The organism is Polyangiaceae bacterium, assembly GCA_020633235.1.
Taxonomy (GTDB): Bacteria; Myxococcota_A; Polyangia; order Polyangiales; family Polyangiaceae; genus JACKEA01.
Genome location: JACKEA010000010.1, coordinates 110,393 through 135,559, shown reverse-complemented (window position 1 = coordinate 135,559; position 25,167 = coordinate 110,393). Strand labels below are relative to the sequence as shown.

Here is a 25,167-nt window from a genome sequence, read left to right as displayed (position 1 = left end):
TTCGCGTCGAGACGGAGGGCGATCGAGCACGGGAGTGAGCCCATGCCGACAACGCGACCGACCGTCGTGCCCGTTCCGCCCACGCACAGCGTGGGATCGCGAGAGCACTGGGACGCGATCGTGATCGGCAGCGGCGTGGGGGGCTCGGTGACGGCGGCGCTGCTCGCGACGCAGGGCGCGCGCGTGCTGGTGTTGGAAAAGAACCCCGTGCTCGGCGGCATCTTGGCGAGCACCGAGCGAGGCGGCTTCAAGCTCGACGTGGGCAGCCATTTGATCTCGCGGGGTGCACGGGGACCGCTCGGGGCCGTGCTGCGCGAGCTGGGGCTTTCGCGACCGCGGTTCATCACGCATCACATTCCGGTTCGCTCACGCGGGATGTACGCGATCGCGGCGCCGGAGCACCGACGCCAGCTCCCCGCCTACGCGCTCGAAGCGGCGCGCTTGCTCGATCTGCCGCCGCGCGAGATGGCCAGCATCGCGCGCATGTTGTTTCAGGTCTTCACCCTGACGGAGCTCGAGCTCCGCAAGTGGGATCGCCGCACGCTGGACGAGTTCGTCCGGGAGCACACCGAGCACCCGGGCGCGTACTTCCTGTTCAGCTTCCTGGCGAGCATCTTCTTCGTGTTGCCGCCGTGGCAGGTGTCGGCCGGTGAGGCGATTCGCTGTCTGCGTTGGGTGATCACCGCCTACAGCCTCTCCTACGTGGAGGGCGGCATGGACAGCATCCCGCATGCACTCTTGGGGCTGGTTCCAGCTGCGAATGGCGAGCTGGTCACGGGGCGGCGCGTGGTCGCGATTCGCCCGAGCCGGACGGGGCTCGCGGCCATCACGGAAGACGGGCGCGAGTACCGCGCACCGGTGATCGCCGCCAACCTGGCGCCGGCAGATCTGTTGGGTGTGCTCGACGGCTGGACGCTGCCGCCGGAGTGGGTCGGCCAGGCGCTGGAGGTGCGCGGCTCCGGCAACGCACACCAGGTGAAGCTCGGACTCCGCCGGCCACTGGTGGACGAAGGTTGTCTCATCGGCGGCGTGTCGCTGTCGGGCAAGACCCTCGCGGACCTGAGCCTCGATCTGATGCGAGACACCGTGAGCGCCATCGACGTGGGGCGTGTCTCGGATCCGATGGCCATCTACGCGCCGGTGCCCACGAACTACGACCCGAGCCTCGCGCCGGCAGGCAAGCAGCTGATCGTCGCCAGCATCTACGGGCCGGTGTGCGAGCATCCACGGGACGCACCGGAGGTGTGGCGCGAGCGCATTCTTTCGGCCTTCGAGAGCATCGTCCCGGGGCTCGCGGACGAGCTCGAATTCTTCGAGATGAGCCCGGTGCCGTCCATTGCCGGATGGATGGGCAAGAGCAACAGAGCCGCCATCTGCAACGGTCAGCTCCCAGGGCAAGTGGGCAGCGACCGGTTGCCGGTGACGACGCCGGTGCCGGGCTTGTTCCTGTGTGGCGACGGCGCCGGCGGTCGCGGCATCGGAACGGAGCTTTCGGCCTGCTCCGCAATGGAAGCGGTAGCCGCCATTCGCAGCCACCTGGAGGCAGCACGCGCGGTCGTGCTGGATGCGGCATGACGGATCTGGGCTGGCTCGTCGTGTGGCTCGCGGTGCTGTCCATCGGCATCGGCGGCTGCTTGCTGCTCGCCCAGCTCGGCGTGCGCACCACCTACGTGCGCGACCTGTTGCACGTGGGCACCGGCGTCTGGGTGTTGGGTTGGCCGGAGTGGCGCGGAAGCGTCGCGCCGGTGCTGTTGCCCTTCGTCGCGCTGCTGGTGGTGTCGTTGGTGCCGCGGCTGCACAACCGTTGGGCGCGCGCCTTCGTGAGCAGTGTGTCGGATGCCGACGAACGCTTCGACGGCTTGGTGGGCTACACGGGTTCGTACGCCGCCCTCACCTTGGCGGCGTTCTGGCTCGGCCCGTTTCCCGCGGCGGCGGGGCTCCTCGCGCTGTCGTTGGGGGATGGTGTGGGTGGCGCCATCGGCCGGCGCTTCGGCAAGCATCACTTTCGCGTGCCCGGCGCCAAGGAGAAGAGCCTGGAGGGATCTCTGGCCGTGCTCGTCGCCGCGGCGCTGGGCGTGCTGATCGCATCCGCGCGCTTCGGCGTGCACGTCGGCGTGGTGGGCGTCGTGCTGCTTGGAGCGAGCGCTGCCGTCGCCGAAGCGCTGTCCCCCAAGAGCAGCGACAACGTCGTGGTGCCCGCCGTGGTGTGGGGCCTCACCCGCGTTCTTCTGTAGGAGGTGTGGCATGACCGCAGAAACCCTACGAACCCATGTTCCGCCCTTCGACCGCGACCTGTGGCGCGGGATCTGGCGCATCGCGGATCCCAAGATCACCCTCGCGTCCGTGGCGTCCATGATCCTGGGCGCCGCGCTGGCCGGCTACGACGGCGCCATCTCCTGGGGCTGGCTCGCGATCACGGTGCTCGGCATCTTCTGTGTGGAAGCTGCCAAGAACGCCTCCGGCGAGATCGTGGACTGGGACTCGGGAACCGACCAAGCCCTGCGCGACGACGAACGCACGCCCTTCAGCGGTGGCAAGCGGGTGCTGGTGGACCGGCTCATGTCGCGCGGCCAGCTCGCCGTCGTGGCGGGCGTGTTCTACGTGCTCGCGACCGTCGCAGGCCTCTTGATTGTCGGCTATCGCGAGCCTTTGGTTTTTTGGCTGGGCGTCGCGGGAATGGCGCTGGCGTTCTTCTACCACGCGCCCCCACTCAAGCTCTCCTACCGCGGGCTCGGCGAGGTCGCCGTGGGCCTCGCGTACGGGCCGATCATCGCCGCGGGCACGTACCTGGTGCAGCGCCACACCGTGAGCGCAGACGTGCTGCTGGCGTCCATCCCGCTGGGTCTCGCGATCACGGCGTTCTTGTGGATCAACGAGCTGCCGGACGCGCGGGCGGACGCCTCCGCGGGCAAGCGCACCCTGGTGGTGGTGCTGGGCCACGCGCGCGCGGCGAAGGCCTTCGCGGCGCTCTTGGCGATCACCTGGCTGGGCGTGGTGGTGCTGCCGTTCCTGGGGTTGCCGCTCGGGATCTGGGGCGCGCTCATCGGCGCGCCGTTGGCGCTCCGGGCAGCGCGCCGGGTGCTGCGCTTTCCGGACGTTGCGGAGCGGCTCGTCCCGGCGCAGCAAGCGACGCTCTTGTCCTTCGTGTTGCTCGCCGTTGGTGCCGCTCTCGGAGTGCTCCTGGTCGGCTGATGGCGGCGCGCCTGCACTTCGTGCTCGGCAAGGGCGGCGTGGGCAAATCGACGGTGAGCGCCGCGCTTGCCGTGGCGGCGGCCCGCCACGGCAAGCGCGTTCTCGCCATCGAGCTCGATGCTCCGGGCGGCCTCGCCCGGAGCTCGAGCGCACGCTTCGAGGCGGCGGGCCAGGTGGTGCGCACGCCCTCGGGCGTGAGCATCACCTGGTTCGACGGCGCCGCGGCCCTCGCGGAGTACCTCGAGCGCGTGGTGCGCCTCGGCGCGCTGCTCGACGCCGTGTTCGCCCATCCGCTGTACCGCGCCTTCGTCGCCGCGGCGCCCGGGCTTCGCGAGCTGATGGCGATCGGGAAAGTGCGGGACGAGCTGTTGCTCCAGAAGGACTGGGACGTCGTCGTGGTGGACGCCGGCGCGTCGGGGCATGCCCTCGCGCATTTGCGCATGCCCGCCGCGGCGGCTGACACCTTCCGCTCGGGTCGGGTGCACCGCGAGTCGAAGCGCGTCCACGCGCTGTTGGCGGACCCGGCACAGACCGCCATCCACGTCGTGGCGACCCCGGAGGAGATGCCCGTCGCCGAAGCAGCGGAGAGCGTGGCCCACTTGCGCGAGCTCGGTCTCCCCGTCGGAGTCGTCATCGCCAACCTGTGCCGCGAGGTGCCTCCCGCCGGCGCAGAGCGGCTGCTCGCGCGCCTCGCGGCGCATTCGCCCTCGGCCACCCGCGATCAGCTCCTGGTCACCGCCCAGCACGCCCTCGGCTGGGCCGACATCCAAGAGCAGAGCCTCGCGCGGCTCCACCGCGCCACGGACGTCACTCCGCTGCGGCTGCCGCGCGTGGTCGGCGATCCCGTCCCAGTGCTCGCGCGCCGGCTCACGGAGGTCGTCGCATGAGCATTGGCCAGGTCGTGGACGGAAGTCGCCTGGTCGTCTGCGTCGGCGGCGGTGGCGTCGGCAAGACGACGCTGGCGGCAGCGCTGGCCGTCGGCGCGGCGGCCCGCGGACGCCGCGCCATGGTGCTCACCATCGATCCGGCCCGTGCCCTCGGTCGCGCCCTCGGTCTCCCGCGCTTGGGCTCCGAGCCCGAGCGCATCTCCGGCGCGGACGGCTTCCTGCACGCGGCCATGCTCGATCAGAAACGGTCCTGGGACGCGTTCATCGCACGCCACGCACCGTCCCCCCGCGTGCGCGACGCCATCATCGACAATCCGTTCTATCGCGAGCTGTCCCTGCGGTTCTCCGGCGCCATCGAGTACGTCGCCATCGAGGAGCTGTGCCGGCTTTCGGAGTCCGGCGAGTACGACGTCGTCGTGCTCGACACGCCGCCCGCGGCGCATGCCCTCGATTTCGTGCGCGCGCCGGAGCGCATCGATCGCTTTCTCTCGCCGGAGCTGTCGCACTGGCTCACGGAGGCACCGCGGCACGCGGGGCGCGCCGTGCGCTTCGTGGTGCGGAGCCTCGAGCGCGCCACCGGGCGGCGGACGTTCTCGGAGCTGCGAAGCTTCTTTGCCGCCTTCGACGAACTGCGGAGCGACGTGCAGCGCCGCGCGCGGACCGCGCGGAGCCTGCTCTCGGCGCCGGGCACGGCGTTCCTACTGGTCACGACGCCCACGCCGCAGAGCCTCACCGAGAGTGGCGCCCTGCGCGGAGCTTTGGACGAGCTGGGCATCCGTCTCGCGGGCGTGATCGAGAACCGCGCCCACGCGCTGCCGGGCTCGATCGAGCCCGGCGGCGCGGAGGCGCGCGCCGAGAGCTTGCTGGCGGAGCTGGGCGAGAGCGAAGCGAGCGCCTGGCTCCGCCGCGCCCACGCCGACGCCCTCGCGCGGGCGCGCGACGAACGCGCTCTGTGGCAGAAGCTCCGGAACGAGCTGCCGCCGGGCGTCGAGCACGCGACGGTCGCCGAGCTTTCCCGCGACATGTGCGCCCTCGCGGATCTGCGCAACGTTGCCGAGCGCCTGTGGAGCTGACGTCATCGAGTTTTCGCGGCGGACCGACAAAAACCCCCACACGCCCGGCGGGCAGACGATACGATCCGCCCATGCTCGAAGCTCTGTCGCCCGAACACCGGCTGCTCCTGATGAAGTTCGTGTGTGCCTTTGCGTGGACGGACCTCGAGATCCGCGATGCGGAACGGCGCTTCGTCGAGCATCTCGCCCACAAGCTGGAGCTCGGCGCGGACGAGCGCGAGCAGGTGGAGCAGTGGCTGCACGTGGCGCCGGCCCCGGGCGAGGTGGACCCCAGCCTGGTGCCGCCGGAGCACCGCCGCGCGTTCATCGAGTCCGTGCGCGCGCTGATCTACATCGACGGCGAGGTGGATCCCGACGAGCGGCAGCAGTTCGAGCGGCTGAGGAATGCGCTCAGCGCCTGACTACTCCGGAACCAGCACTTCTTCCGCCGTGGCGTGATCGCTGAGCACGGTGACGCGCACGTGGTGATGGAGCTTCTTGCGCTCCCGCCGGAAGATGCGCGGCACGCGAGCGGCGTTCACGTACAAGACGCCGTCGCGGTTCTTGCGCCACTCGCGTTCGCCCCCACCCTTCAGCCTGTGGTGCATGTGCCCCGCGATGACGGCGAGCACGGTCTTGCCCTTCTCGATGGCGTAGGCCACGGCCTGCTCCAGATCCGCGTCGCCGAAATCCCCCGCACCCGGCTTGAAGTCGCAACCCCAGATGTCCGTGCGGTGCTGGCCGAGGCCCGTGGGGCCGTTGTGGGCCACGAACACGATGCGTTCGTCGCCGGTCTGGTCCACCAGCGCTTTCAGCCGCGCCGCCGACTCCTCCATGCTGCGAATGCCGTAGCGCCGTTCGATGAGGGGCGCATAGGCGATGTAGCTGCCGCCCATGGAATGCGGTCGCCCCACGATCAGCGTCACGTCCCCCACACGGTGGTGGCTGTAGCCCGCCGCGGTCACGTCCCCTAGAGCGCCCGACAGCTGCTCGAACAGGTGCGGCTGCAGCGGGCTCATGAGCCACACGGCCACGTCGTTGCGCAGTACTTCAGCCAAGAGCTGCGGCGCCACCACGCCATCGTGATTGCCGGGCACGAACAGCGCCGGCTTCCTCAAGCGCGAGATGGAGCGCGCTACCTCCAGCGTGTGCTTGTGGCGATAGCTCCCGATGTCGCCGACGAAGATCACGGCGTCGTAGTCGGAGTCGTCGAAGTACTCCACATCCGCGTCGTTCCAACGCAGATGCACGTCCCCCACCACCGCGAGGCGCACCGACTTCCGAGGCGTCGCTCCGCGCTTCATGTTCAGAAGGACCAGCCCAAGTTCAGATTCAAGAGCGGGATCAGGCGGTTGTCGCTACCACTGGAGCTGTTGCCGGTGGAGTCGTTCGCCTGGGCATCGTAGGCCACGTACTCGAAGCCGCCCTGGGCAACGAAGGTGAAGCCGCTCGAGGTGAGCAGCTTGTATCCGACCATCGGTCCCAGGGCGAGCCCCTCCGCCACACCGCGAACGTCCTGAGCCGGGTCGTCGCTGTTGTCGACCTTGACGTACAAGATCTCGGCTCCCAGCTGGAGACCATCGAACTCGTGCATCGGGTACGCCACCAACTGGCCGCCCAGCTCCAGCGCGTGAAAGCGGTAGTCGTTGCCGAGACCATCCGACGCCGTCACGGTTCCGTAACCCACCAGCGCCGCGACCCCGAAGTGATCCACCGGACGAACCTCTACCTCGCCCTCGAGCACCGGCAACAGCAGATGGATGGGCGAGAAAGTGATGGAGACGCTGCGCGGACGCGGCGGCGGAGGTGGCGGCGGCGGGGGTGGCAGGCGAGGTGCGGGATAGTAGACCGGCTGCGGCTGCGACTGCGGCTGCGGAGCGGGCGCCGGCGCGCTCGCATCCGGAGGCGGTGCGGGCGGCTCCGTTTGCGGAGGCTCCGCCGGTGTTTCCTCCACCGGAGGCAGAGTGCCCGTCGGCTGCGCCGACGCGTTCGCAGTCACCAGAGTCATGAGCGCCGCCGCGCGGACCCACTTCATGGGGCGCCGACGCTACCACGCGTGCGAGGCCGGCGCGACGTGGCACCGGCCTCGGTTTTTCGGCGTCGACTCAGCGGGACGCGACGCCGCTGGGCGTGCCGTGGCCCATGTCCACCAGCTCCGCCTTGTAGATGATCTTGCCATCTTTGGTGGAGATCTCCCCGGCGACGTCACGGTCCTCGATCTGGTTCGAGTGCGTCACCACGAAGGTGGCGGTCTTGTCGCCAACGCGCACCTCGTAGCTCGTCTTCTCGCAGTCGAGCTCCTTCTCACCCACCAGGCAGGTCGTCTTCTCCTGGCCGAGCTGCTTCTCGTTCTCGTCCGGAATGAAGAGCGTCTTCTCCATCATGGCCTCGTAGGCCTGGATGTCCGAGGGAAGCTCCTTGTCGCCCTGCATCTCGAGAACGCGAAGCACGCGATCGGAGCCGGCGTCGTGGGTGACGCGCAGACGCGACTGCTTGCCCCCCTGCTCCAGCGTGTAGTCGATCACGATCAGGTTGCCCTTCTTGGCCACCACCTCTTCCGACAAGGTCATCGGCTTGTCGCTGAAGCTGCCGCTGAAGCGGTGCACGAAGAAATCGCCCACGTCACGGCTGGCCAGCGGTGCCACCCGTTCGGGCTCGTCGAAATCCACGTTCTCCGCCAGCTCGGAAGACTTCTCCGTCTTCGCTGCGGCAGGCTTCTTTTCCGAGGCGGCGTCGTCGGCGCTCTTGCCGGCGGGAGCGCTCGCGGCACCACAGGCGACGGCGAGCAGGGATACGGACGCGAGGGCGATGAGCTTGTGCTGCATGCCGACGCTGATGCACACAGACCCCGCGGCACGGCCAAATTTGGGGAGGGTTACATAAGTGCCGTCTTCTGCTGTCGGTCCGCCGCGGTAACCTCGCGAAGCGCCTGGATGAACGTCCGCACGCGGGGCGGTATCTGTCGCCCTGGCGGCGTCAGCGCTCGGATGGGCGCCAACGGCGGCGCGTAGCCGGAGAGCAGCGGCACCAGGGTCCCGTCGCGCACGTCATCCTGTAGCAACCAGGACGCCAGCAAGCAGATGCCATGACCGGCGCGCGCCAGAGCCAGGGTCGCCTCGCTGTTGTCGGCCGAAATGCGCCCCCGTACCGAAGCACGGTGGCTCTTTCCGCTCTTCTTGAAGCTCCACACCGCACTGGCACCGAGCTCGGTGTGCACCAAGCACTGGTGCCGAGCGAGATCCCGCGGCGCCTTCGGCTTGCCGTGAGCGGCGATGTAACTGGGTGCGGCTGCCAACGTGCGGGTGGACTGACCCAGGGAATGACTCGTGAGGGACGAGTCTACCGGCACTCCGATCCGCACCACTACGTCGAAGCCTTGGTCCACCGGGTTTACGTAGCGGTCGTCGAACACCAGGTCGACCGCGAGCCGCGGGTGCCGCGTGAGCAGCTCTGCCACCACCGGCACCACGAAGCGACGACCGAACACCACGGGAACGTTCACCCGCAGGCGCCCGCTGAGGGACGACTCGGCGGAGCGAACGTCGGCGAGAGCGGCGTCCCAGCCGGGGTCATCCGGGTTCCGACTGCTGTGGAAGCGGGGCAGCGTGGTGGAAAGCGAAGAAACCGTCCATCCGACGGATCCGCACCTCGACACCAAGTTGTGTTGGTCGAGGCCCTCGATCGCTGCACCCGCGAGCGAACGCGAGCGAATGGTTCAGCCCCCAACGGACCGGTATTCTGGGTGACGTTTTCCGCGCGCTGAGCCAAGGCTCGGCGCACGCGAAACGCTTCACGGCAAGTTCATGCAGCTCGTGATGCAGGCGCTGTAGGCGGCGCAGGTCGCGTCGGCCTGACACTTGGCGTCTTCTGCCAAGAAGCATTGCTGGTACGACGACGTGCTGAACGTGGAGCCGTAGCAGGTCTCGCACGTCTGGTCGAAATCCGCCTGGTCGTGACTGCTGCAGAACGCCGTGCACGAAGACGAGCAGAACTCGGACTTGCACAGACACGCCGCGATGTGCCCGGTCATTGCCGCTGGGCCGCTGGGGTTCGTCGTCTTGCAGCACGCGTCGCACTGGGCTTTCGTGGACTCGTTGGCGCAGGTTCCCGCGCCGCCCGCCCCCGCGCTGCCTCCCGCTCCAGCGCTCCCGCCGGTGCCCGCTCCTGCGCTGCCTCCCGCTCCGGCGGCGCCTCCGGTGCTCGCCCCCGCGCTGCCTCCCGCTCCGGCAGCCCCGCCGGTGCTCGCCCCCGCGCTGCCTCCCGAGCCGGCAGCCCCGCCGGTGCTCGCCCCCGCGCTGCCTCCCGAACCAGCAGTGCCGCCGCTGCTCGTCCCTGCGCTGGCGCCACTACCCGCGCTGCCCCCAGCAGCACTGCCGCCACCGCTGTCGTCGCTGCTACACGCGCCGAGCGCAGCCACCAAGCAAGCTCCCACCACCAATCCCGATGCCTTCACAAGTTTCATGCTCGAACCTACGGTGCCGGTGACCTTGGGCTTCCTGTTCTGAATCGTGCGGCGCCCGATTCAGCGGTTTTCGCGACGCTCGCGCAATAGCCGCACGAGAAAGAACACCGTGGGCACCATCGCGAGGATCGCGACGCCGATGCCAATGGCCGTCCCGTTCATGGCGTTCGAGATACCTTCCGCCAGGACCCGCGCCTTGTCGGATGGCGGAATGCTGGTGCCACCAGTGGCGTCGAAGGCACCGCGCAGGAACAAGACCGTGACCAACAGACCGATCACCGGCGCCGACACCACCACAATGCCGCTGATCAGCAGGCCCCAGGCGTTCCTGCTGAAGGCCTTCTTGGCCATCAGCCCTTGGCGTGGAGCTGCGCGGGATCCTGCGCAGGGATCACCTTTGCCAGACGCAGGCGACGAGCCACGCGGGTGACGGCCTCGGGATAGGTCACGGCGGCCGCCGTCGCCAAGGTGGAGGCGCCCACGGCGGTGGCCCAACCCACGGGGCCCAGCGGGCGACAGCCGAAGAAGTGGCTCAGTCCCGGCATCTGCACGGTGAGCGCGAGAGCGGCGGCGGACAGCGCGCTGGTGGCGACCACCGGACGGCTGAAGCCACCGCTCACCAGCGTCTGTCCGAGCTGCGTGCCCACCAGCGCGAGCAGACCCACGGTGGACGCGCGCTCGCGACTACCCAGGAAGCGTGACGCCAGCCACGCTGCGCCGGCGCCCGCGGTGGTGACCAACGCACGAGAGGCGATGTCGCGCCCCAGCGGCTCTCCGAGGGACGCGTCGGGACCTTCCTGCGCCAAGGCCTCCAAGGTCTCCGTATCCGGCGGGCGCAGCGCGATGGCCATGGCCGGCGCGACGTCCGTGAGCAAGTTCACGAGCAACAGCTGCCGCGCGTTCAACGGCGGTCGCCCGTCGATCAAGCCGGCGCTCAAAGTGAACCCGATCTCGCCCAGGTTACCGCCGACCAAGATGCTCACGGCATCCCGAACGCTGGCCCACATGGCGCGGCCTTCCACGATGGCGTCCACCAGCGTCTCGATGCGCTCGTCCGTGAGCACCACGTCCGCCGCGCCGCGGGCAGCGGCGGTGGAGTGCTCGCCGATGGCGATGCCCACGTTCGCCAGACGGATGGCCGGCGCGTCGTTGGCGCCGTCCCCCACCATCGCGACGCAGCGCCCGGCCCGCTGCAGCGCCCGCACCACGCGGACCTTCTGGGAGGGCGTGAGCCGCGCGAACACCGCGACCTTGCGCACGCGGCGATCGAGCTCTTCTTCGTTCATGTTGGCGAGCTCGGCACCGGTGAGCTGCCCCTTGCCGTTGAGCAGCGAAAGCTCCGTGGCGATGGCCTCCGCCGTGCTCGGGTGGTCCCCGGTGATCATGATGGTTTCCACGCCGGCGGTGCGCAGCCGCGCGAGGGCGGCGGCCGCCGAGGGGCGCACGGGATCGCTGAAGGCCAGGAAACCGGAGAACGCGAGCCCGACGGGGCGGCTCGGATCGAGGCGGTCGTCGGGTCCGACCGCGCGCTCCGCCACGGCCAGCACCCGAAGCCCGCGCCGCGCCAGCTCCGAAGCGACGCGACCGAGCTCTTCCCGCTGCTCGCTGTCCAGCGGTCGCCGCGAGCCATCGCGCATCCATCCGGAGCACGTCGGCAGCACGACCTCCGGCGCTCCCTTCACGCTGAGCCAGGTGTCCGAGCCGCACTGCCCCGTCACCGCGTGGTAGCCGCGCTCGGCCTCGAAGGGCAGCTCGCTCGCGCGCTGCCACGCATCCGTGCCGTAGGCCGGCGTGATCGCCAGCTCCTGGGCGGCACGCACCAGCGCGGCGTCCGTGGGATCGAAGCTGCCGACGGACAGACGCGGATCCGGCGTGGCGCGCATCGCCGCCGCCAGCACCCGGAGCCGCGCGCCGGTGAGATCCGTGGTGGGCTCTTCCGTCGTACCGTCCGTGACGGCGCCCAGGGAAATGCGGCCCTCCGTCACGGTGCCGGTCTTGTCCACGCACAGCAGATCCACGCGCCCCAGCGCTTCGATGCTGCGCGGATTGCGCACCAACGCACCGCGACGACTGAGCCGCTGCGCCGCCGCGAGCTGCGCGGCCGTCGCGATCAGCGGCAAGCCTTCGGGCACCGACGCGACGGCTAGGCTCACGCCGGCGCCCAGCACGTCGCTCAGCTTGCGGCCGCGGAGGAGCCCCGCGCCGACCAAGCCCGACGCCGCCGTCAGCGCGATGGGCGCCGTCAAGTCGATGATGGTGCCGAGGCGCTGCTCGACGCCGCTGGCCCGCGGATCCACCGCCGGCGCGGGCCCGCTGCGGCGCGCTTCCGTCGCGTCCCCGGTGGCCACCACCACCGCCACGGCGCGCCCCGAGGCCACGCTGGTGCCCTCGAACAGCATGCTGCTGCGATCCGCCACCTCGCGGTCGAAGCTCGGCGCCGCAGACTTCTTCACCGGCAGCGACTCGCCGGTCAGGCTGGAGGCGTCCACCTCCAGGGACTCCGCTTCCAGCACGCGGCAGTCCGCCGGCACCACGTCCCCAGCGCTCAACAGCACCACATCGCCGCGTACCAGATCCGTGGCGTCCACCTGGCGGATCTCCCCGCCCCGCCGCACCAGCGCCTTGCGCCGAGAGGTGCGCGACAGATCGCGAATGGCGCGCTCCGTACGGAAGCGCTGCACGCCGCCGGCCACCGCGTTGAGCACGACCACGCCGCCCACCATGGTGGCGTCCGCCAAGGAACCGACCACCGCGGAGAGCCCCGCGCCAGCGGCGAGCAGCGGCGCGAGGGGATTGAACAGCTCGTCGGAGATCGCTTCGCCCAGCTCCACCAGTGCGGGCTTCTCGTTGGGATCGGGACGGTAGCGGTACTGCGCCTCGCCGCGAGTGAGCCCGCGGCTCGAGCTGCCCAGGCGTTCCAACACGCCGTGGGCATCGAGCGCATGCCACGGCGTACGATCGCGCGGCGCCGGCAGCGCACGGCGCTCCAGCGCGGCGGAGGTGCGCACACCGTTGGCCATGGCGACCAGCGTGGCCATGTTCACCACGCCGATGATGCGCCGCGTGGTCATCGGCAGCACCCCGCCGGCACTCACGAGGGTTCCCACGGTGGCGGCGCCCAGCGCCACGTTCACGCTCTGCTTCGCCACGCGCTTGGCCGCCACGCACGCTTGCAGGATGAAGCGCACGTCGGACAGATCGCTCTCGCACAAGAGATGCGCCGCCCACGGCGTGTTCTCCTTCGGACGCACCAGGCCCACCGCGCAGTCCGCCGCCTCCATGCCGCGGAGCGGCGCCGCCGCCACCAGCAACACGGCACGCCCTTCGCGCTGCAACCGGCGCACGCCGCTCTCCAGCGCCGGCCCTGCGGGAATGGTGTCGTCGGCGTTCAGACCTTCGAGCACGGAGTCGTCGTCCGTGGCGACCACCACTCGCATGTCCGCCTCGTGCGCGGCGCTGATCAGCTCCTCCACGCCCGTCTGCGGCACGATGCGGAGCTCCACCACTGCCCGCACGCGACCGTCCTTGGCCAGCGACAGCACCAGCGCACCGCGATGACTGAGCTCGTCCGCCCGGGCCGCGAGCTCGTCCCCCACGGAGACGTCCATGCGCCGCGCGGGCCCCAACGTCCAGCCGTCGTCGTGTTGGATCTCGACGGGCTGCTCCGGATCCAGGAGCGCCGCCACCCGCTCCTTCGCACTCACCAGCGCGAGCTCGCCGTCCGTCACGATCTCACCCACGTCGAAGCGATCGCGCGTGACCAGATCCGCCGTGAGCACCAGGCAGTCGATGCGATCGAGGCGCCGCAGCACCGTCGCGTCCATCACCAGCACGCGCCGCGCGGCCAGCGCGCGCCCGAGCTCCGCGGCGAACACGTCACGCCCGAGACGTGCCGGCTTCGGCAAGCCACCGAACAGCGCCGCAACCGCGCGCTGCGCACTGCGCGTGGTGAGGAAGCTCACCCCGAAGCCCGCCAAGGACACGAGCCACGCGCGGTCCGCGTACTCCTCGATGGGCCCGCGGGGCAGCGGCACCGGACGCGATTCCGCCCGCCGCGGCGTGTGCTCCTGCGGCTCGGCGCACAGGTCCGGCTCGCGGCTCTCCCACACCCCGCGCTGCGCTCGGTTCTCGCGCAGCAAGGACGCCTTGTGAGCCACGTCCACCAGGGACGAGAACGGCCGCTGCGCCAGGCCATAGGCCGTGGCCGCCAGCATGTTCATGCCTAGATCCGCCCGCTCTCGACCGAAGCGCTCGTCCAGCCCTTTGCGCAGCTTGGGTGCGCCCCGCACGATGGCCGTCACCGCCGCCACGCTGCCCGCCAGGGACGAGGGCCGGAGCAGCGACAGCTTGAGGCCGCCGCCCAGCACGAACCCCGCGCTGTCCGTGAGCAGCTCCAACAAGAGCCGCTCCGCGGCGTCTTCGTCCGCGGGATGCGGCGGCGCTTCGTCGTCGAAACCAGCGTTGTCGATCTGGAGGCTCGCCTCGGCGTCCTCCACCAAGCGCAAGAGCTCCGCTTCGCCAACGCCGGGCTCGAAGTCGAACACCAGACGCCGCGTGTGCGGATTGAGCTCCACCCAATTGACGGACGGTGCTTGCGCCACGTCCACCGACAGCCGCTCCGAGAGCCGCGCGAGCTCGTCCGCCCCGAGCTGACGCACCTCGATGTGCGCGCGACGCGTGCCCATCCATACACGCCGACGCCGCTCTCCCAGGGCGCGCTTCATGGCGCCCATCAGATCCCGCACGGTGGTCTTCCGCTCTCTCATCGTAGCGCGCAAAAGCGCGTCTTTTTGTTTACACCATCGCCGCCCCCGCGTCGCGCCCATCGCTTTTTCGCGCACAATCGCCACACCCAAAGCAGCCAGGTCATCAGGATGTCGGCTCGCCGCGGAACCACGCGGCACGCCGGCGCACCGCGTCGTCGGCGGTGTGCCGACCAGACGTCGCGCGCTACCATGGCGGACATGCCACGCCGGGCACTATCGCTCGTGATCTTGATCGCAGCGTGTGGCGGTCCGCCGCCCAAGGCGCCTGCTGCCACGCCTGCGCCCATGGCCACTGCAAAGGTGGTGACCGAAGCCCGCGCATCGCTCGACGCAGACGGTGTCGAGGCCCTCCTGAACCACGTGGCGGCACGTCGAGGCTGCACGGATTCGTGCTGTCTCGGGGAGCTGCCCGAGGCGTATCAGCGCGCGTGGCCAGGACACGCCGACGCCCGCCACGCGGCGGAGCTACGCGCGATCCTGGACGCTCCCGCAACCCCGGCGGTCCACGCCGTCGCGGCCCTTTGGCTCTCTCGAGCGCTCGACGTCCAAGACGTCTCGCGCTTGTCCCGCTGCCTGTATTCGAACGAGCCGGCAGGCGTGTTTCCAACGGTGATCGTCGGGCAGCTGGCCCAACGCTGCTACCCCGTGGCGTGGAGCGAGGAGACGTTGGGCGCTCAGTGCCTGGAAGCGCTCTCGCGCATCACGTCGGAGCGCTTCCAAAGCGCTCAGGATGCGCAGGCATGGATCGAAACCCACGGCGATCCGAAGAACACCGTCGACTACTGGCAAAAGACCCTGGGCACCACGCGCCCCGCCCCCAAGAGCCTGGTGGATCAGCTGCGCCGGCACAGCCCCGAGCTCTTGTTCCGCGTCGTCGCCCAAGAGCCGGACGTACTTTCGGACGATACCTGGCCCATCTTCGATGCCGTCGCCAAGACGAACGTCGGCCCCGAACGCATCCTCCGCCTGCTGCGCAGGGAAGAGTCGTTTCCGGAGCTCCAGGTCCCGGCGGGCTATGCGCGCTTCGCCGCTACGGTGCTCGGCCGGGCCGTCCACATATTCGAAGCGAAGCATGCGGCGTCACTCTTTGCCCTGTGGGAGCAAAAGCAGTGCTGCGAACAAGACGGGCTGCGAGCGGAGCTCGCCGTGGGGATCGTGGAGCTGGTTCCCTACGACGACGGGCAGCGAATGCTGCTCGACGCGCTGAAAGAGAGCGAGCATTCCCAGCCGCGGCTGCTCGAGGCGCTGGCCCGTCGCTATCCGAGGCGCAGCATCCCGGTACTGTCGGAGTGGTTCTACGGCGATGCCGCGAAGCAGGCCGGGGCCGCGGACGAGACCGCAGCGGCCATCTTGCGCGGGCTTTCCCAGCAGCACTCCAAAGTCATCCTGCGCTGGGTCATCCGCAAGAAGGCACCGAACACCAACGACGCGCGCGTCGTCGAAGCCCTGATGAGCGCCGCCGCGGTGTCCGGCTACGAGGTCCCGGAGCTCTGCAGCGGCCGCCTGACGAAACCCCTCGGCAAGGCCGAAACACCGGAGAGCCGCAAGAAGTCCGAAGCGTACTATCGCGCGCTCCGCATGAAGTGCACCCAGGACGCCCTTCGCTGGGTCCGCCGGCCGCTCCGCGTGTTGTGAGCCGCGACGTCCGAACGCGCTGTTTCCGCGGCGCAGCGACAAACCAATGTCCGAAGCGAGAGTCCTTGCATGCATCGAGACGCCCTGGCGCGCAGCGCGAACACGAAGCTGCTGCTTCAGATCGCGGATCGTGATCTGAAGCCGCGAGCACTCTCCCGCAGCCGCGGGAAATCGGCCGCGTTCACGGGAGGTTACGGCGGAGTGCGGGGCGAGTAACGCTGGACGAGGGCGGCGGCTAGGTTGTCTCGTCGTGAAGGGGATCCTCGGACTACTGCCGTTCGCTGCCGCCGGGTGCCTCGCGGCGTGCACCGTGTTCTCGAGCCTGGACGACTTGAAGGGAGACCCAAACGACCCTGGGGGTGGCGGAAGCAGCGATGGCGGCTTCGCTGCAGCTGCCGGCACCGCCGGTGTCGCCGCGAACGCCGGCGATAGCGGCAGCGACGCAGACTCCGGCGAGGATCCGGACGCCGCCAGTACGGAGTGCGCCGCGCTGGGCAAGCAGTGCTTGCCCGGTGCACCTCAGGGCTGGCTCGGGCCGGTAGCGCTCAACGTCGCCACCGGTGCGCCGGCCGCGTGTGCCGGTGACTATCCGACCTCGGCCTTGGCGACAGACGTGGTCCACGGAGATCTCGACGCAGGCACGTCGAGCTGCTCGTGCGCCTGCGACCCGCCCACCGGTGCGACCTGCTCCTCGGCGAGCGTGGGCGGCTACGGCAACGGCGTGTGCACGACACCGGTGACCGGGCAGATTTGGACAGTGAAGGACGGGGAGTGCTTCAGTCTCCCCGCCATCTGCGTCAGCACCAACGTGCGCGCCACGTCCACGTTGAGCGCCGGGCCCTGCACTCCGAAGCCGGCCCACACGCTGCCAACGCCCAGCTGGGCAACCGAAGCACGCGCGTGCCAGACGAGCTCCACCGCGGGGCTGTGCGGGAGCGGCGAGACTTGTTTGCCCTCGAAGCCCAGCGGCTCGAGCATGTGCATCTACGTGCTGGGCGACACGGCATGTCCGACCACCGGATACTCGGAAAAGCACCTGTTCTACACGGGCGTCTCCGACTCCCGCGAGTGCTCCGCCTGCAGCTGCGGCACGCCAAAGGGCGGCTGCAGCGCGGGAACGCTCTCGTTCTACAACAATGGAGCGGGCTGCATGGGCGTGCCGTCGAGCACGACCTCCATGGCCAGCTGCGGAAGCCACGGCTTCTGCTCGATGAAGTACGCCGCAGCCAAGCCGAGCGTCAGCTGCACCCCCAGCGCCAGCACGCTGAGCGGCAGCGTGAGCGCCACCGGCGCCCAGACGTTCTGCTGCATGCCCTGACCCAGCCCTGTTCATTTGGTTGTTGCTTCGCGTGCGGCGACCTGTGAACCAGCGAGTCCTCCACTGGGAGCGAGACGACCGATCGGCGAACGGCCTCGGCTGCGTGGTGCATTCCACTTGGGCCGTGGAAGCGCTGTAGTTCTTGCAAGCCTGCGAGTACGGGGTGTGGCCTGAACGGCGAGCGAGGACAGGCATGGAGACGCTGGCGCCCGACCGACGCGTGGTTACCCTGTCGGCCCAACGCCATGTCTCGCGACATCATCCTCGCTCGCCGTGCCCGGCTGATCGCCGCGGGCCTCGCCGCCCTGGGTGCCGCGGCCTGTGGAGAAAGCAGGCCCGGGCCGTGCTTGTCCGTCGGTGGCGCCGGCGGGGTGTTGAACGACGGAGCCTCCGGCGGGTCCGGCGGTAACCCGAGCGACGCTGCGTCCAGCAGTTCCGGCGGAAGCAGCGACGCCGCTGTGGACGCGAACGGCGGAGCCGCCGGCACTGGCAGCGCTCCCTCCGACGCCAACGACGACCAGTAGCGTACGAGCTACTCGCTGATCATTTGAATGTTGGCTCGGCGCGGAACCACGCGGCGCAGCCTTCAGTCATCGGGGCCAAGACGATCCAACTCGCGCCAGAGCTCGTCCAAGTCGAGACTCAGACCTGCGCAGCCAGGAACTGGTTCGATGGAACCGGCGGTCGCGCCGACGACCTTGGCGTAGCGCCCTTGCTCCGAGACCTGAAAGATCTCGAGGCTGCCCAACGCTGGGTCGAGCAACCAGTAGAATCTCGCCCCCAGCGCTGCGTAGTCGTTCATCTTCTCGACACGGTCGCGACGCTCGTCTCGCGGCGTCGGAGTGACGACCTCCACCACCACGTCCGGCGGTTCCGTCAGAAGCCCGCGACGCGGCGGAGGCGGTCTACCCGGCAAGTAGACCACGACGTCGGCCTTTCTGCCGCGCTCTTGCGAGATGCGTAGCTTCACCTCGGAGCCAAACACGAAGCCGCCCTTGCCCCGAAGCCAGTTTCCAAACAGTACGACCAGCCAAGCCACCGCCAACTCGTGCACCGGGTCCGGTACTTCTTCCTCCAGGAGGAATCCGTCGATCAACTCGCCGGATTCCTCTTCGGGCAGCTCCGCCCATTGCTCGAGCGTCATCGGTCGAACCGCAGCAGTGCTCAGCATCCAGGTGGGCGGCCAACCGTGTTGCATGGCGCTAGAGTAAGTGCGCAGGAAGCTCCAGCCAACCTCCGCTTCGCCCCAGCCCAAACCGTGATGGCGTCGACGCCATTCGAGGGACGAGTCATGGCGCCCGACCGACGCGTGGTTACCCTGTCGGCTCCAACGCCATGTCTCGCGACATCATCCTCGCTCGCCGTGCCCCGCGCCGGTGACTACCAATGGCGCACGGCGTGGAGGACTCGGGTGAAGGCCACCCCTGGACACTGATCGCAGCCAACGTTCTGTTCTGGGTCGCCGTGTTGGCTTGGCCCGTCCTGGCTATCGCCGCAGAGGTTTGGTTCGGGTTCCAGGCACCGTCCACGGAGAGTCGGAGGCTCTACCTGCACACGGCCACTGTCTTTCTGCCCGGGCTGGCCCTCGTGGGATACCTGTCGGGCACGGGCTGGAGGCGACTCACACGAGCCGGACAACTGCTGGCGGTCGGCGTGCTGGCGCTGCTCGCGACCGGCGTGATCGACGTCCTCGCCTACCCCCAATATCCGACGGTCGGACCGCACGAAGCGGTTGCGGTGGTGCTGGTGCTTCCCGCCATCGAAGGGCCCCTGCTGGTGCTCGCGCTTTGGCGAAGCCTTGCCCTGAGCGGGCGCGCCTGGATTTGCGCGGCAGTGCTGGGCGCCGCCGTCGTTCTGGCCACGCTTCACGGTGGAGGCGACATGGACTGGAAGCTGCCGCTCTCGGCGCAAGTATCGCGGCTCGCGTCAACCGAGCTTCAGGACTACTCGGTGTACCGTCTCCACGCGAGGAACGTCACGCGAGAGGAAGCCGAACGGTACGCCTCCACCCTGGGGCTGGCGGCGTCCCCCGCGGACACCACCTGCGAGCTCGGGGCCGCAGATTGGGTACGCTCGGAAGACGTGGCTTGTCCACCCAGCGAGGGCCTCCACTGGGAGCGAGACGACCGATCGGCGAACGGCCTCGGCTGCGTGATGCATTCCACTTGGGCCGTGGATGCCCTGTATGTTTCGCAAGTCTGCGACTACGGGATCTGACCCCGCTACTGCTTGACGTTCAGGAGCGCGTTCACGTCGAACAGGCCGCCATCGATGGGCGCGACGGCGCTGCCCTTGGCGTACTGGTCGAAGCCGGCGTAGCCCGCCTTCTTGTAGTGCTCGAAGGACTGCGCCCAGCTGTCCGCCGTGCTCATCTGCACGTTCACGCGCACGTCCGCCGAGCTCGGGGGCGTGAGCGCCAAGAACGCGTACAGCACCGGCTGCTCGGCCAGCGGCTCGAGCCCGTCCGACAGCTGCACCAATCGGTCGAAGAGCTGCGTGGCTTCACGCGCGCGGGCCTGAGACAGGGACGCCGCCGTGGCGTTCTCGTAGTCCGGGCGGTTCTGGGCATTCACGGGGAAGCGCAGCTCCACGGTCTTGGGACCCACGGCACCGATGTTGTCGATCACGGCCTTCTCGGCAGCCATCAGCTTCTCGTAGTTGCCGGCGCGAAGCTTGTACTCCGCAGCCATGCTGTCGAGGACTGCCGCATCCTTCGCGCTGGGGATGTGGGAGCGGGCCGCTTGGATCTCCGCAGCGGATGCGCCGCGGTCGATCATGGCCGCGCGCAGGAAGTCCGTGAGCGCGTTCTTCAGCTCGTACTCGTTCCGGTTCGAGAACATCTGGCCGAGCGCTTGGTCGTCCAGGCGCAGGTCGACCACCACCGAGCTGGGCGGCCCGACCAGTGAGGCGGCGGGCTCCAAGGTGGCCTGGGCGGTGAGGCGCAGCGTGCCGCACTTCATCACCAGCGCCTGCGCCGCGGGCTCGAGGCCCGAGACGGCAGCCTGAAGCGCGGCCGCCCCTTCGGCTCGCAGGCTCACTACGTTGGGATCGTCCAGCACCGAGAGCCGGCAGGGATCGAAGGCCTGACTGTTGGGACAGGCCTGCACGACGTAGCGCTCGAGCTCGTTGCCCTTGCTCTCGATGGCCGTCAACGCTTCCTTGCCGCCCAAGCTCTGGATGACACCATCCAGATGGTCGAGCAGCTTGTCGCGCTCCATGTAGTCGTCGCCCTCTTCCAGCTGCATGAAGAGGTTGGCTTCGCCCTGGGCCGGCACCATCGGGCTTTCGGGATCGAAGATCAGGCCCGATAGGCCGACGCGGCTGTAGCCGTGCGAGGAGAAGAACCAACCGCTCTGCTGCTGCAAGGAATCGAACAGCAGGGTGCGTGCGCCGCCGGGCGTCTGGATCACCACCGAGCCCTGACCTTCTTCCACGTTCTTGAAGAAGCTCATGCCGAAGATGTCGATGCCGGCGTTCGACGTGGCCGACACGCCGGAGCGAGAGAGATCGAACTCCGCAATGACGCCGGGCTCGCCGCGCGCCGACAAGGCCTGCGCCAAACGCAGATCACCACGCAGCGCCTGAGCCAAAGCTTGTTCCAGGGCCGTGCGATCCCCAGAAGCGTTCAACGAGAAGCGCAGCCGCGCGACGCTCAGCCGGGTCTTGATCTTGGTCTTGGCCGCCCGCGCCGCGATGAAGCTCAGCTTCGCGTTCATCTGCTTCTGCAGGGCCTTTTCCACCAGCTTGCCGAGATCGACGTCGTAACCGCCGAGGCTGACCTGGCTCTTCAAGAGCCCCTGCACGCCCCAGCCGTCGGACAGCGCCACCGAGGCACTGTTGACCTGCGCGTCGTTCACGCCGACGTCCACCACCACCTGATCGCCCGCCAAGCGCACCAGCTGCACGTCCATCTCGCCGCTGAGATGGGTGCGCAGCCCCGCGGACAGCACCAGATTGTAGCTCACGCCGGCGGTGGGCGTGGCCACCAAGAGCGGCACTCCGACGCCCAGGTTCAAACCCACGCCGCCGTTGCCGGAGAACGCCATCAGCTCTCCGGGCTTCATGGCCTGGATGTCGTCCAAGCTACGCGGCAACACGAAGCCGCGGGCGGCGCGCAGCGCGCTGAGCGGCGCGCCGCCGGTGGCCTTCAGCTCGCTGTCGAAGGGAGCGATCACCCGCGCCGTCAGATTGGCGTTGGCGTTGAAGCCAAGAGACACCGAACCGCCGAAGCCGTCCGCGGAGAGGCCCCAGTTGTGCCCGAACGCCGCCGACAGCTGGAAAGCGAACTCGCCGTACACCACGTCGCTCGACTGATACAAGTGGTCGCGACGGAGCGCGTTCACCTCGGTGGTGAGCTCGCGCTCGCCGAAGGCGCTGGCCAGCCCGGTCGTCAGCGCGTCCAGGTTGCCCAGAGTCAGATCGCCTGCGGCCTTGTCCTGCGTGCTGTACAGCTTCGGAGCGCTGAGCTGGATGCCGGCGTACTCACTGACGTCCAACGCGTTGTTGAGGCCATCCGTCGCGAAGCCCGCGCCTTTGCTGATCAGATCACCGAGGTCCAGCTTCTTGGCGTCGCCCCACAGCGACTTGATGGAGCCCCAGCCGTCGCACTTCCCGCTGCAGGAGACGTTCAGCGAGCCTTCGGGGACTTCGCTGGTGGTGCTCTCATCCGACGATCCACAAGCACCCAGACTCAAAGCGGCGAGCACGCCCAGCGTGCGGACGAGGTAGCGAGCCATCTCGAGTCTCTACCGGTGCCCGTGAAAAGTTGCCACCAAGCGAGAATTCCTTCGTCAATTCCAGCAAGTAGCTCGGCATTCTCGATGTACTGCGGATCGCAGGGCACGCACCCACCGCCACTGCGCGTGATAGCGTCGGCGCCACTCGGAGGCACGAGCCATGATGCAGGGTCCCATGATGGGCGCTCCGTTCTCGTTCTCGCAGCGCATGTCCTGCTGCTGGCAATGCGGTGAGCCGGTTTCGGGTCCGGACGGCGGCCAAGCGCAGTGTGGCCGGTGCGCTCAAATGGTGGAGCTCAAGCCGCGGGCGAGCTTCGCGACTCCGCAGAACACTCACTTGGGACCGCAACATCCGGCTATGCGCGCGCAGGACGGAAAGCCGTTGGTGCCGCCGCCCAACATCATGTTCCTCTGGGAAAACGGCGGGGAGATCCCGGCGCATCGCCAGGCCGAAGCGCTCGTGGCCTGGCAAGGCGCACGCCGGCGTGCGGCTGCAATGGACGTCGGCGCGGGAGAGGAAATCTGCATGCTCACCCGCGAGCTGGCGAGCAAGGCCGAGGCGCGACGAGACCTCCCACGCGCTCGCGCCATGATCGAGGCCGCGCTCGAGAGCGTGCAGCTCCCACGGCAGCGCTCGATCCTGCTCGGAATGATGGCACGCATGGCTGCGCGTGCCGGCGACGTCCAATCGGCAAGCGCGTGGCTCTCTTGCTTCGAAGCGACCCAAGATCTCGAATCCGAGAGCGAGCTGCGCGTGAGCACCGCCGTGGTGGCCACCGCGCGTGGCGACTTCATGGCGGTGCTGAACGCCGTAGGCAGTGCCTTCGACCAGATCGCCATCCAGGACGCCCTCGATCCTCAGGCCGCGATCTTTCGAATCAATGCGCTCGAGCGCATGGGGCGAACCGCGGAAGCGACCCAACAGCTACGCGACTTGTTCGCCAAGGGTCCGGGCATGCGCAACGCCGTGGAGAGCATCCAAGCGCAGTATCCGAGCTTGGGCCTCATGCAACAGACCATGCCCGCGGTGCAGGCCGCGCACGAACAGGCCGCCCGGGCGACGGCGGGCACGGGCAAGATCGGCATGGGCTGCGTGCTCATCGGCGTTTCGCTGTTGCCCTTCGTGATCATGAGCGGCGTCGCGCTGTACGAGTTCCTCGCCGAAGGAAGCTACGAAGCCGCCATCGGAGTTCCGTTCTCGCTCATCTTCGTGCTCGCGTTCGGGCTTTGGGGATTGCGGACGCTGCGCGTGGGCCTTCGCGAGCGACGGGTGTTCGCCGCCGGCGTGCGGGCCCAAGCGCGGGTCATCGGGTCGGCGCCCACGGGGACGCAGATCAACGACATTCCGGAGATGCGTGTCGAGCTGGAAGTGCTGCTCCAACCGCCGGTGCGCACCGCCATTCGCATGCTCGTCAACCCCGGCGAGCAACACATCTTGATGCCGGGAACGATGCTCTACGTCCGTGTGGACCCGCAACACCCGGACGTTGCAGTGCTCGATCAGTAGCTCACGGCAACAAGCGCTCCTTCGGGTTTCTTGTCGGTCCGCCGCGGAACGTCGCTGCTCAACGCGGGATACGCTCTGGTTCGCTCATCTCGCTGTCGAACGGGTCCATCATCACTGCCGGGCGCGGCAGGCGCCACGCGCCTCCGAAGGTGCGCCACGCTGAATGCGCGTGTTGGATCTTGGTGACGCGCAGCGTGGAAACACGAGCGCGCGCGTCGAAGCTGCCGCGAAAGCGGATGACGTCCTCGCCTTCGGGGGCCTGCAGAGTGGCGACCCGTGTCTTCGCCGAGAAGCGCGGACCCACGCCGCGGACCTCGAGCTCCAGAGCCGTACCGTCGTCGGCCTGGACGCGCACGTGGCGGTCGTCCCGCACGAACTCCGCCATGGTCTTCGGAAGGCCCCAGATCTCGCGGCCGCCGGCGAGGGTCGCCGCGCTGTCCACGTACATGCGGGCCACGTAGTAACCGCGGCGAGCCAACCCCCCGGAAGAACGGAAGCGCACCTGGCAGGGCATCCAAATGAGCTCGTGATAGGTGAGCGGGCTCGGTGGCAGATACTCCACGTAGCCGATCATTCCCGTCGCACGCCCGGCCACGACTATGGGCTCTAGGCCGGAGGGGAGCTCGAGATCCCGCGCCCGCACGATGACGGGGCAAAGCACCGCGAAGCCATGCATGTGCCAGGGCGGATCGGGATAAGGATGGTCGGACACCGACCCAGTGTAGCTACTGTACCGCCGCGATGACCACGGTGGTGTTGTCCACGCCACCCCGTTCGTTCGCGAGCATCGTGAGGCGCCGGCAGCGATCCCGCGGAGAGGCATTTCGTTCGATCTCCCGCGCGATCTCCTGCGCGGTGAGCTGCTTGGACAAGCCGTCGCTGCACAAGAGCACGCAGTCACCACGCTGAATGCCGAACTTGCTGACCTCGGGGTGGACCCCGGTGCGGCCGCCGCCGAGGGCATTGCTCAACATGTCCTTGTATTCGTCCGGCACCCGCTCTTCTCCGGCGCGTGCCATTTCCTCGGCCAAGGTGTGGTCGTGGGTCAGCTGCTCGAGGCTGCCACCGCGGTACAAATAGCAGCGGCTGTCTCCGACGTGCGCCACGTACAGGACGGGGAACAACAGATACGCCAGCGTGAGCGTGGTTCCCATCGTGGGGCTGTTGCCGCCGCGACCAGCCGCGCGAAATACGTCTTCGTCCCCCACCACCATGGCGGTGTCCAGCGCGGCGCGCACGTCGTTGAGCGACGCGTGGGAGGACTTCGCCGCCATCTTGCGATCCACGAAGGGCAGGAACGTTTGTAGGGAGGCGACCACGCTCTCGATCGCCAAGCCGCTCGCCACGTCCCCTGAGCCCTCACCTCCCATGCCGTCCGCCACCACCAGGAGCGTGCCCTCCGGCGTTGCCGCCGGCAGCGAAACGCTGGGCAAGTTGGTCGCATCCAGCGCCAAGCTGCGCTCCACGTGGGCGATGAGATAGGCGTCTTCGTTCTGGGCGCGCCGACGGCCCACGTCCGTGAAGCCTGCCGCAACGACGCGCATCGGACGGGCGTCGACGCTGCCTTTCAGCGTCGTATCCAGGGTGGGTGCGATGGTCATGTTCTTGCTCC

Annotated in this window: 23 protein-coding genes; 12 read left to right on the top strand and 11 right to left on the bottom strand. The window is 68.9% G+C overall.

The window, feature by feature from the left end:
* Positions 1 to 42 precede the first annotated feature (42 nt).
* From H6717_40140 to H6717_40115, 6 genes are all read left to right on the top strand, one after another.
* The gene (locus H6717_40140) at positions 43 to 1,575 is read left to right on the top strand and encodes an NAD(P)/FAD-dependent oxidoreductase (protein ID MCB9583313.1); all 1,533 of its coding nucleotides are present in this window, start codon (positions 43 to 45) and stop codon (positions 1,573 to 1,575) included.
* The gene (locus H6717_40135) at positions 1,572 to 2,234 is read left to right on the top strand and encodes a hypothetical protein (GenBank protein ID MCB9583312.1); all 663 of its coding nucleotides are present in this window, start codon (positions 1,572 to 1,574) and stop codon (positions 2,232 to 2,234) included. The genes H6717_40140 and H6717_40135 overlap by 4 nt, the downstream gene beginning before the upstream one ends.
* Before the next feature lie 10 nt (positions 2,235 to 2,244).
* Positions 2,245 to 3,192: a prenyltransferase gene (locus H6717_40130; GenBank protein ID MCB9583311.1), complete on the top strand. Its 948-nt coding sequence runs from the start codon at positions 2,245 to 2,247 to the stop codon at positions 3,190 to 3,192.
* Positions 3,192 to 4,079 (top strand): ArsA family ATPase, encoded by an 888-nt coding sequence (locus H6717_40125; protein ID MCB9583310.1) that lies wholly within the window; start codon positions 3,192 to 3,194, stop codon positions 4,077 to 4,079. The genes H6717_40130 and H6717_40125 overlap by 1 nt, the downstream gene beginning before the upstream one ends.
* Positions 4,076 to 5,152, top strand: coding sequence for an AAA family ATPase (locus H6717_40120; protein ID MCB9583309.1), 1,077 nt, complete (start codon positions 4,076 to 4,078; stop codon positions 5,150 to 5,152). Before H6717_40125 ends, H6717_40120 begins: the two co-directional genes overlap by 4 nt.
* 110 nt (positions 5,153 to 5,262) lie before the next feature.
* Positions 5,263 to 5,553 carry a TerB family tellurite resistance protein gene (locus H6717_40115; protein ID MCB9583308.1) on the top strand — a complete coding sequence of 97 codons (291 nt, stop codon included), beginning with the start codon at positions 5,263 to 5,265 and terminating at the stop codon, positions 5,551 to 5,553.
* Here the strand turns inward: H6717_40115 and H6717_40110 are convergent, their stop codons facing one another.
* From H6717_40110 to H6717_40080, 7 genes are all read right to left on the bottom strand, one after another.
* The gene (locus H6717_40110) at positions 5,554 to 6,435 is read right to left on the bottom strand and encodes a metallophosphoesterase family protein (protein MCB9583307.1); all 882 of its coding nucleotides are present in this window, start codon (positions 6,433 to 6,435) and stop codon (positions 5,554 to 5,556) included.
* 2 nt (positions 6,436 to 6,437) lie between these two features.
* Positions 6,438 to 7,166 carry a hypothetical protein gene (locus H6717_40105; GenBank protein ID MCB9583306.1) on the bottom strand — a complete coding sequence of 243 codons (729 nt, stop codon included), beginning with the start codon at positions 7,164 to 7,166 and terminating at the stop codon, positions 6,438 to 6,440.
* 70 nt (positions 7,167 to 7,236) lie between these two features.
* Positions 7,237 to 7,956 carry a hypothetical protein gene (locus tag H6717_40100; protein ID MCB9583305.1) on the bottom strand — a complete coding sequence of 240 codons (720 nt, stop codon included), beginning with the start codon at positions 7,954 to 7,956 and terminating at the stop codon, positions 7,237 to 7,239.
* Between the two features lie 50 nt (positions 7,957 to 8,006).
* The gene (locus H6717_40095) at positions 8,007 to 8,786 is read right to left on the bottom strand and encodes a LysR family transcriptional regulator (protein MCB9583304.1); all 780 of its coding nucleotides are present in this window, start codon (positions 8,784 to 8,786) and stop codon (positions 8,007 to 8,009) included.
* Positions 8,787 to 8,921: 135 nt separating this feature from the next.
* The gene (locus H6717_40090) at positions 8,922 to 9,593 is read right to left on the bottom strand and encodes a hypothetical protein (protein ID MCB9583303.1); all 672 of its coding nucleotides are present in this window, start codon (positions 9,591 to 9,593) and stop codon (positions 8,922 to 8,924) included.
* A gap of 60 nt (positions 9,594 to 9,653) precedes the next feature.
* Positions 9,654 to 9,944, bottom strand: coding sequence for a MotA/TolQ/ExbB proton channel family protein (locus tag H6717_40085; GenBank protein MCB9583302.1), 291 nt, complete (start codon positions 9,942 to 9,944; stop codon positions 9,654 to 9,656).
* A complete protein-coding gene (locus H6717_40080; GenBank protein MCB9583301.1) occupies positions 9,944 to 14,359 on the bottom strand; it encodes an HAD-IC family P-type ATPase in 4,416 nt (1,471 codons plus the stop codon). The genes H6717_40085 and H6717_40080 overlap by 1 nt, the downstream gene beginning before the upstream one ends.
* A 198-nt stretch (positions 14,360 to 14,557) precedes the next feature.
* Between H6717_40080 and H6717_40075 the strand changes: the two genes are divergently transcribed.
* The 4 genes from H6717_40075 to H6717_40060 all read left to right on the top strand — a co-directional run bounded on the left by H6717_40075 (position 14,558) and on the right by H6717_40060 (position 17,836).
* Complete coding sequence (locus H6717_40075) at positions 14,558 to 15,994, top strand: hypothetical protein (GenBank protein ID MCB9583300.1); 1,437 nt, start codon at positions 14,558 to 14,560, stop codon at positions 15,992 to 15,994.
* A gap of 69 nt (positions 15,995 to 16,063) precedes the next feature.
* Positions 16,064 to 16,210 carry a hypothetical protein gene (locus tag H6717_40070; GenBank protein ID MCB9583299.1) on the top strand — a complete coding sequence of 49 codons (147 nt, stop codon included), beginning with the start codon at positions 16,064 to 16,066 and terminating at the stop codon, positions 16,208 to 16,210.
* 34 nt (positions 16,211 to 16,244) lie between these two features.
* Positions 16,245 to 17,312 (top strand): hypothetical protein, encoded by a 1,068-nt coding sequence (locus H6717_40065; GenBank protein MCB9583298.1) that lies wholly within the window; start codon positions 16,245 to 16,247, stop codon positions 17,310 to 17,312.
* A 245-nt stretch (positions 17,313 to 17,557) separates the two neighbouring features.
* Positions 17,558 to 17,836, top strand: coding sequence for a hypothetical protein (locus H6717_40060; protein ID MCB9583297.1), 279 nt, complete (start codon positions 17,558 to 17,560; stop codon positions 17,834 to 17,836).
* 62 nt (positions 17,837 to 17,898) lie between these two features.
* Here H6717_40060 and H6717_40055 read toward each other — a convergent pair whose 3' ends face one another.
* The gene (locus H6717_40055; GenBank protein MCB9583296.1) at positions 17,899 to 18,456 is read right to left on the bottom strand and encodes a Uma2 family endonuclease; all 558 of its coding nucleotides are present in this window, start codon (positions 18,454 to 18,456) and stop codon (positions 17,899 to 17,901) included.
* Positions 18,457 to 18,698: 242 nt separating this feature from the next.
* Between H6717_40055 and H6717_40050 the strand changes: the two genes are divergently transcribed.
* Positions 18,699 to 19,529, top strand: a complete 831-nt coding sequence (locus H6717_40050) for a hypothetical protein (protein ID MCB9583295.1) — start codon at positions 18,699 to 18,701, stop codon at positions 19,527 to 19,529.
* 5 nt (positions 19,530 to 19,534) lie between these two features.
* On the opposite strand, the gene H6717_40045 is transcribed toward H6717_40050, so the two are convergent.
* Positions 19,535 to 22,048, bottom strand: coding sequence for a hypothetical protein (locus H6717_40045; GenBank protein ID MCB9583294.1), 2,514 nt, complete (start codon positions 22,046 to 22,048; stop codon positions 19,535 to 19,537).
* 160 nt (positions 22,049 to 22,208) lie between these two features.
* Between H6717_40045 and H6717_40040 the strand changes: the two genes are divergently transcribed.
* Positions 22,209 to 23,555: a hypothetical protein gene (locus H6717_40040; protein MCB9583293.1), complete on the top strand. Its 1,347-nt coding sequence runs from the start codon at positions 22,209 to 22,211 to the stop codon at positions 23,553 to 23,555.
* A 58-nt stretch (positions 23,556 to 23,613) separates the two neighbouring features.
* On the opposite strand, the gene H6717_40035 is transcribed toward H6717_40040, so the two are convergent.
* Entirely contained in the window at positions 23,614 to 24,267 is a 654-nt protein-coding gene (locus H6717_40035) for an acetoacetate decarboxylase family protein (protein ID MCB9583292.1), read from the bottom strand.
* 13 nt (positions 24,268 to 24,280) lie between these two features.
* Positions 24,281 to 25,156: a serine/threonine-protein phosphatase gene (locus H6717_40030; protein ID MCB9583291.1), complete on the bottom strand. Its 876-nt coding sequence runs from the start codon at positions 25,154 to 25,156 to the stop codon at positions 24,281 to 24,283.
* Positions 25,157 to 25,167 lie beyond the last annotated feature (11 nt).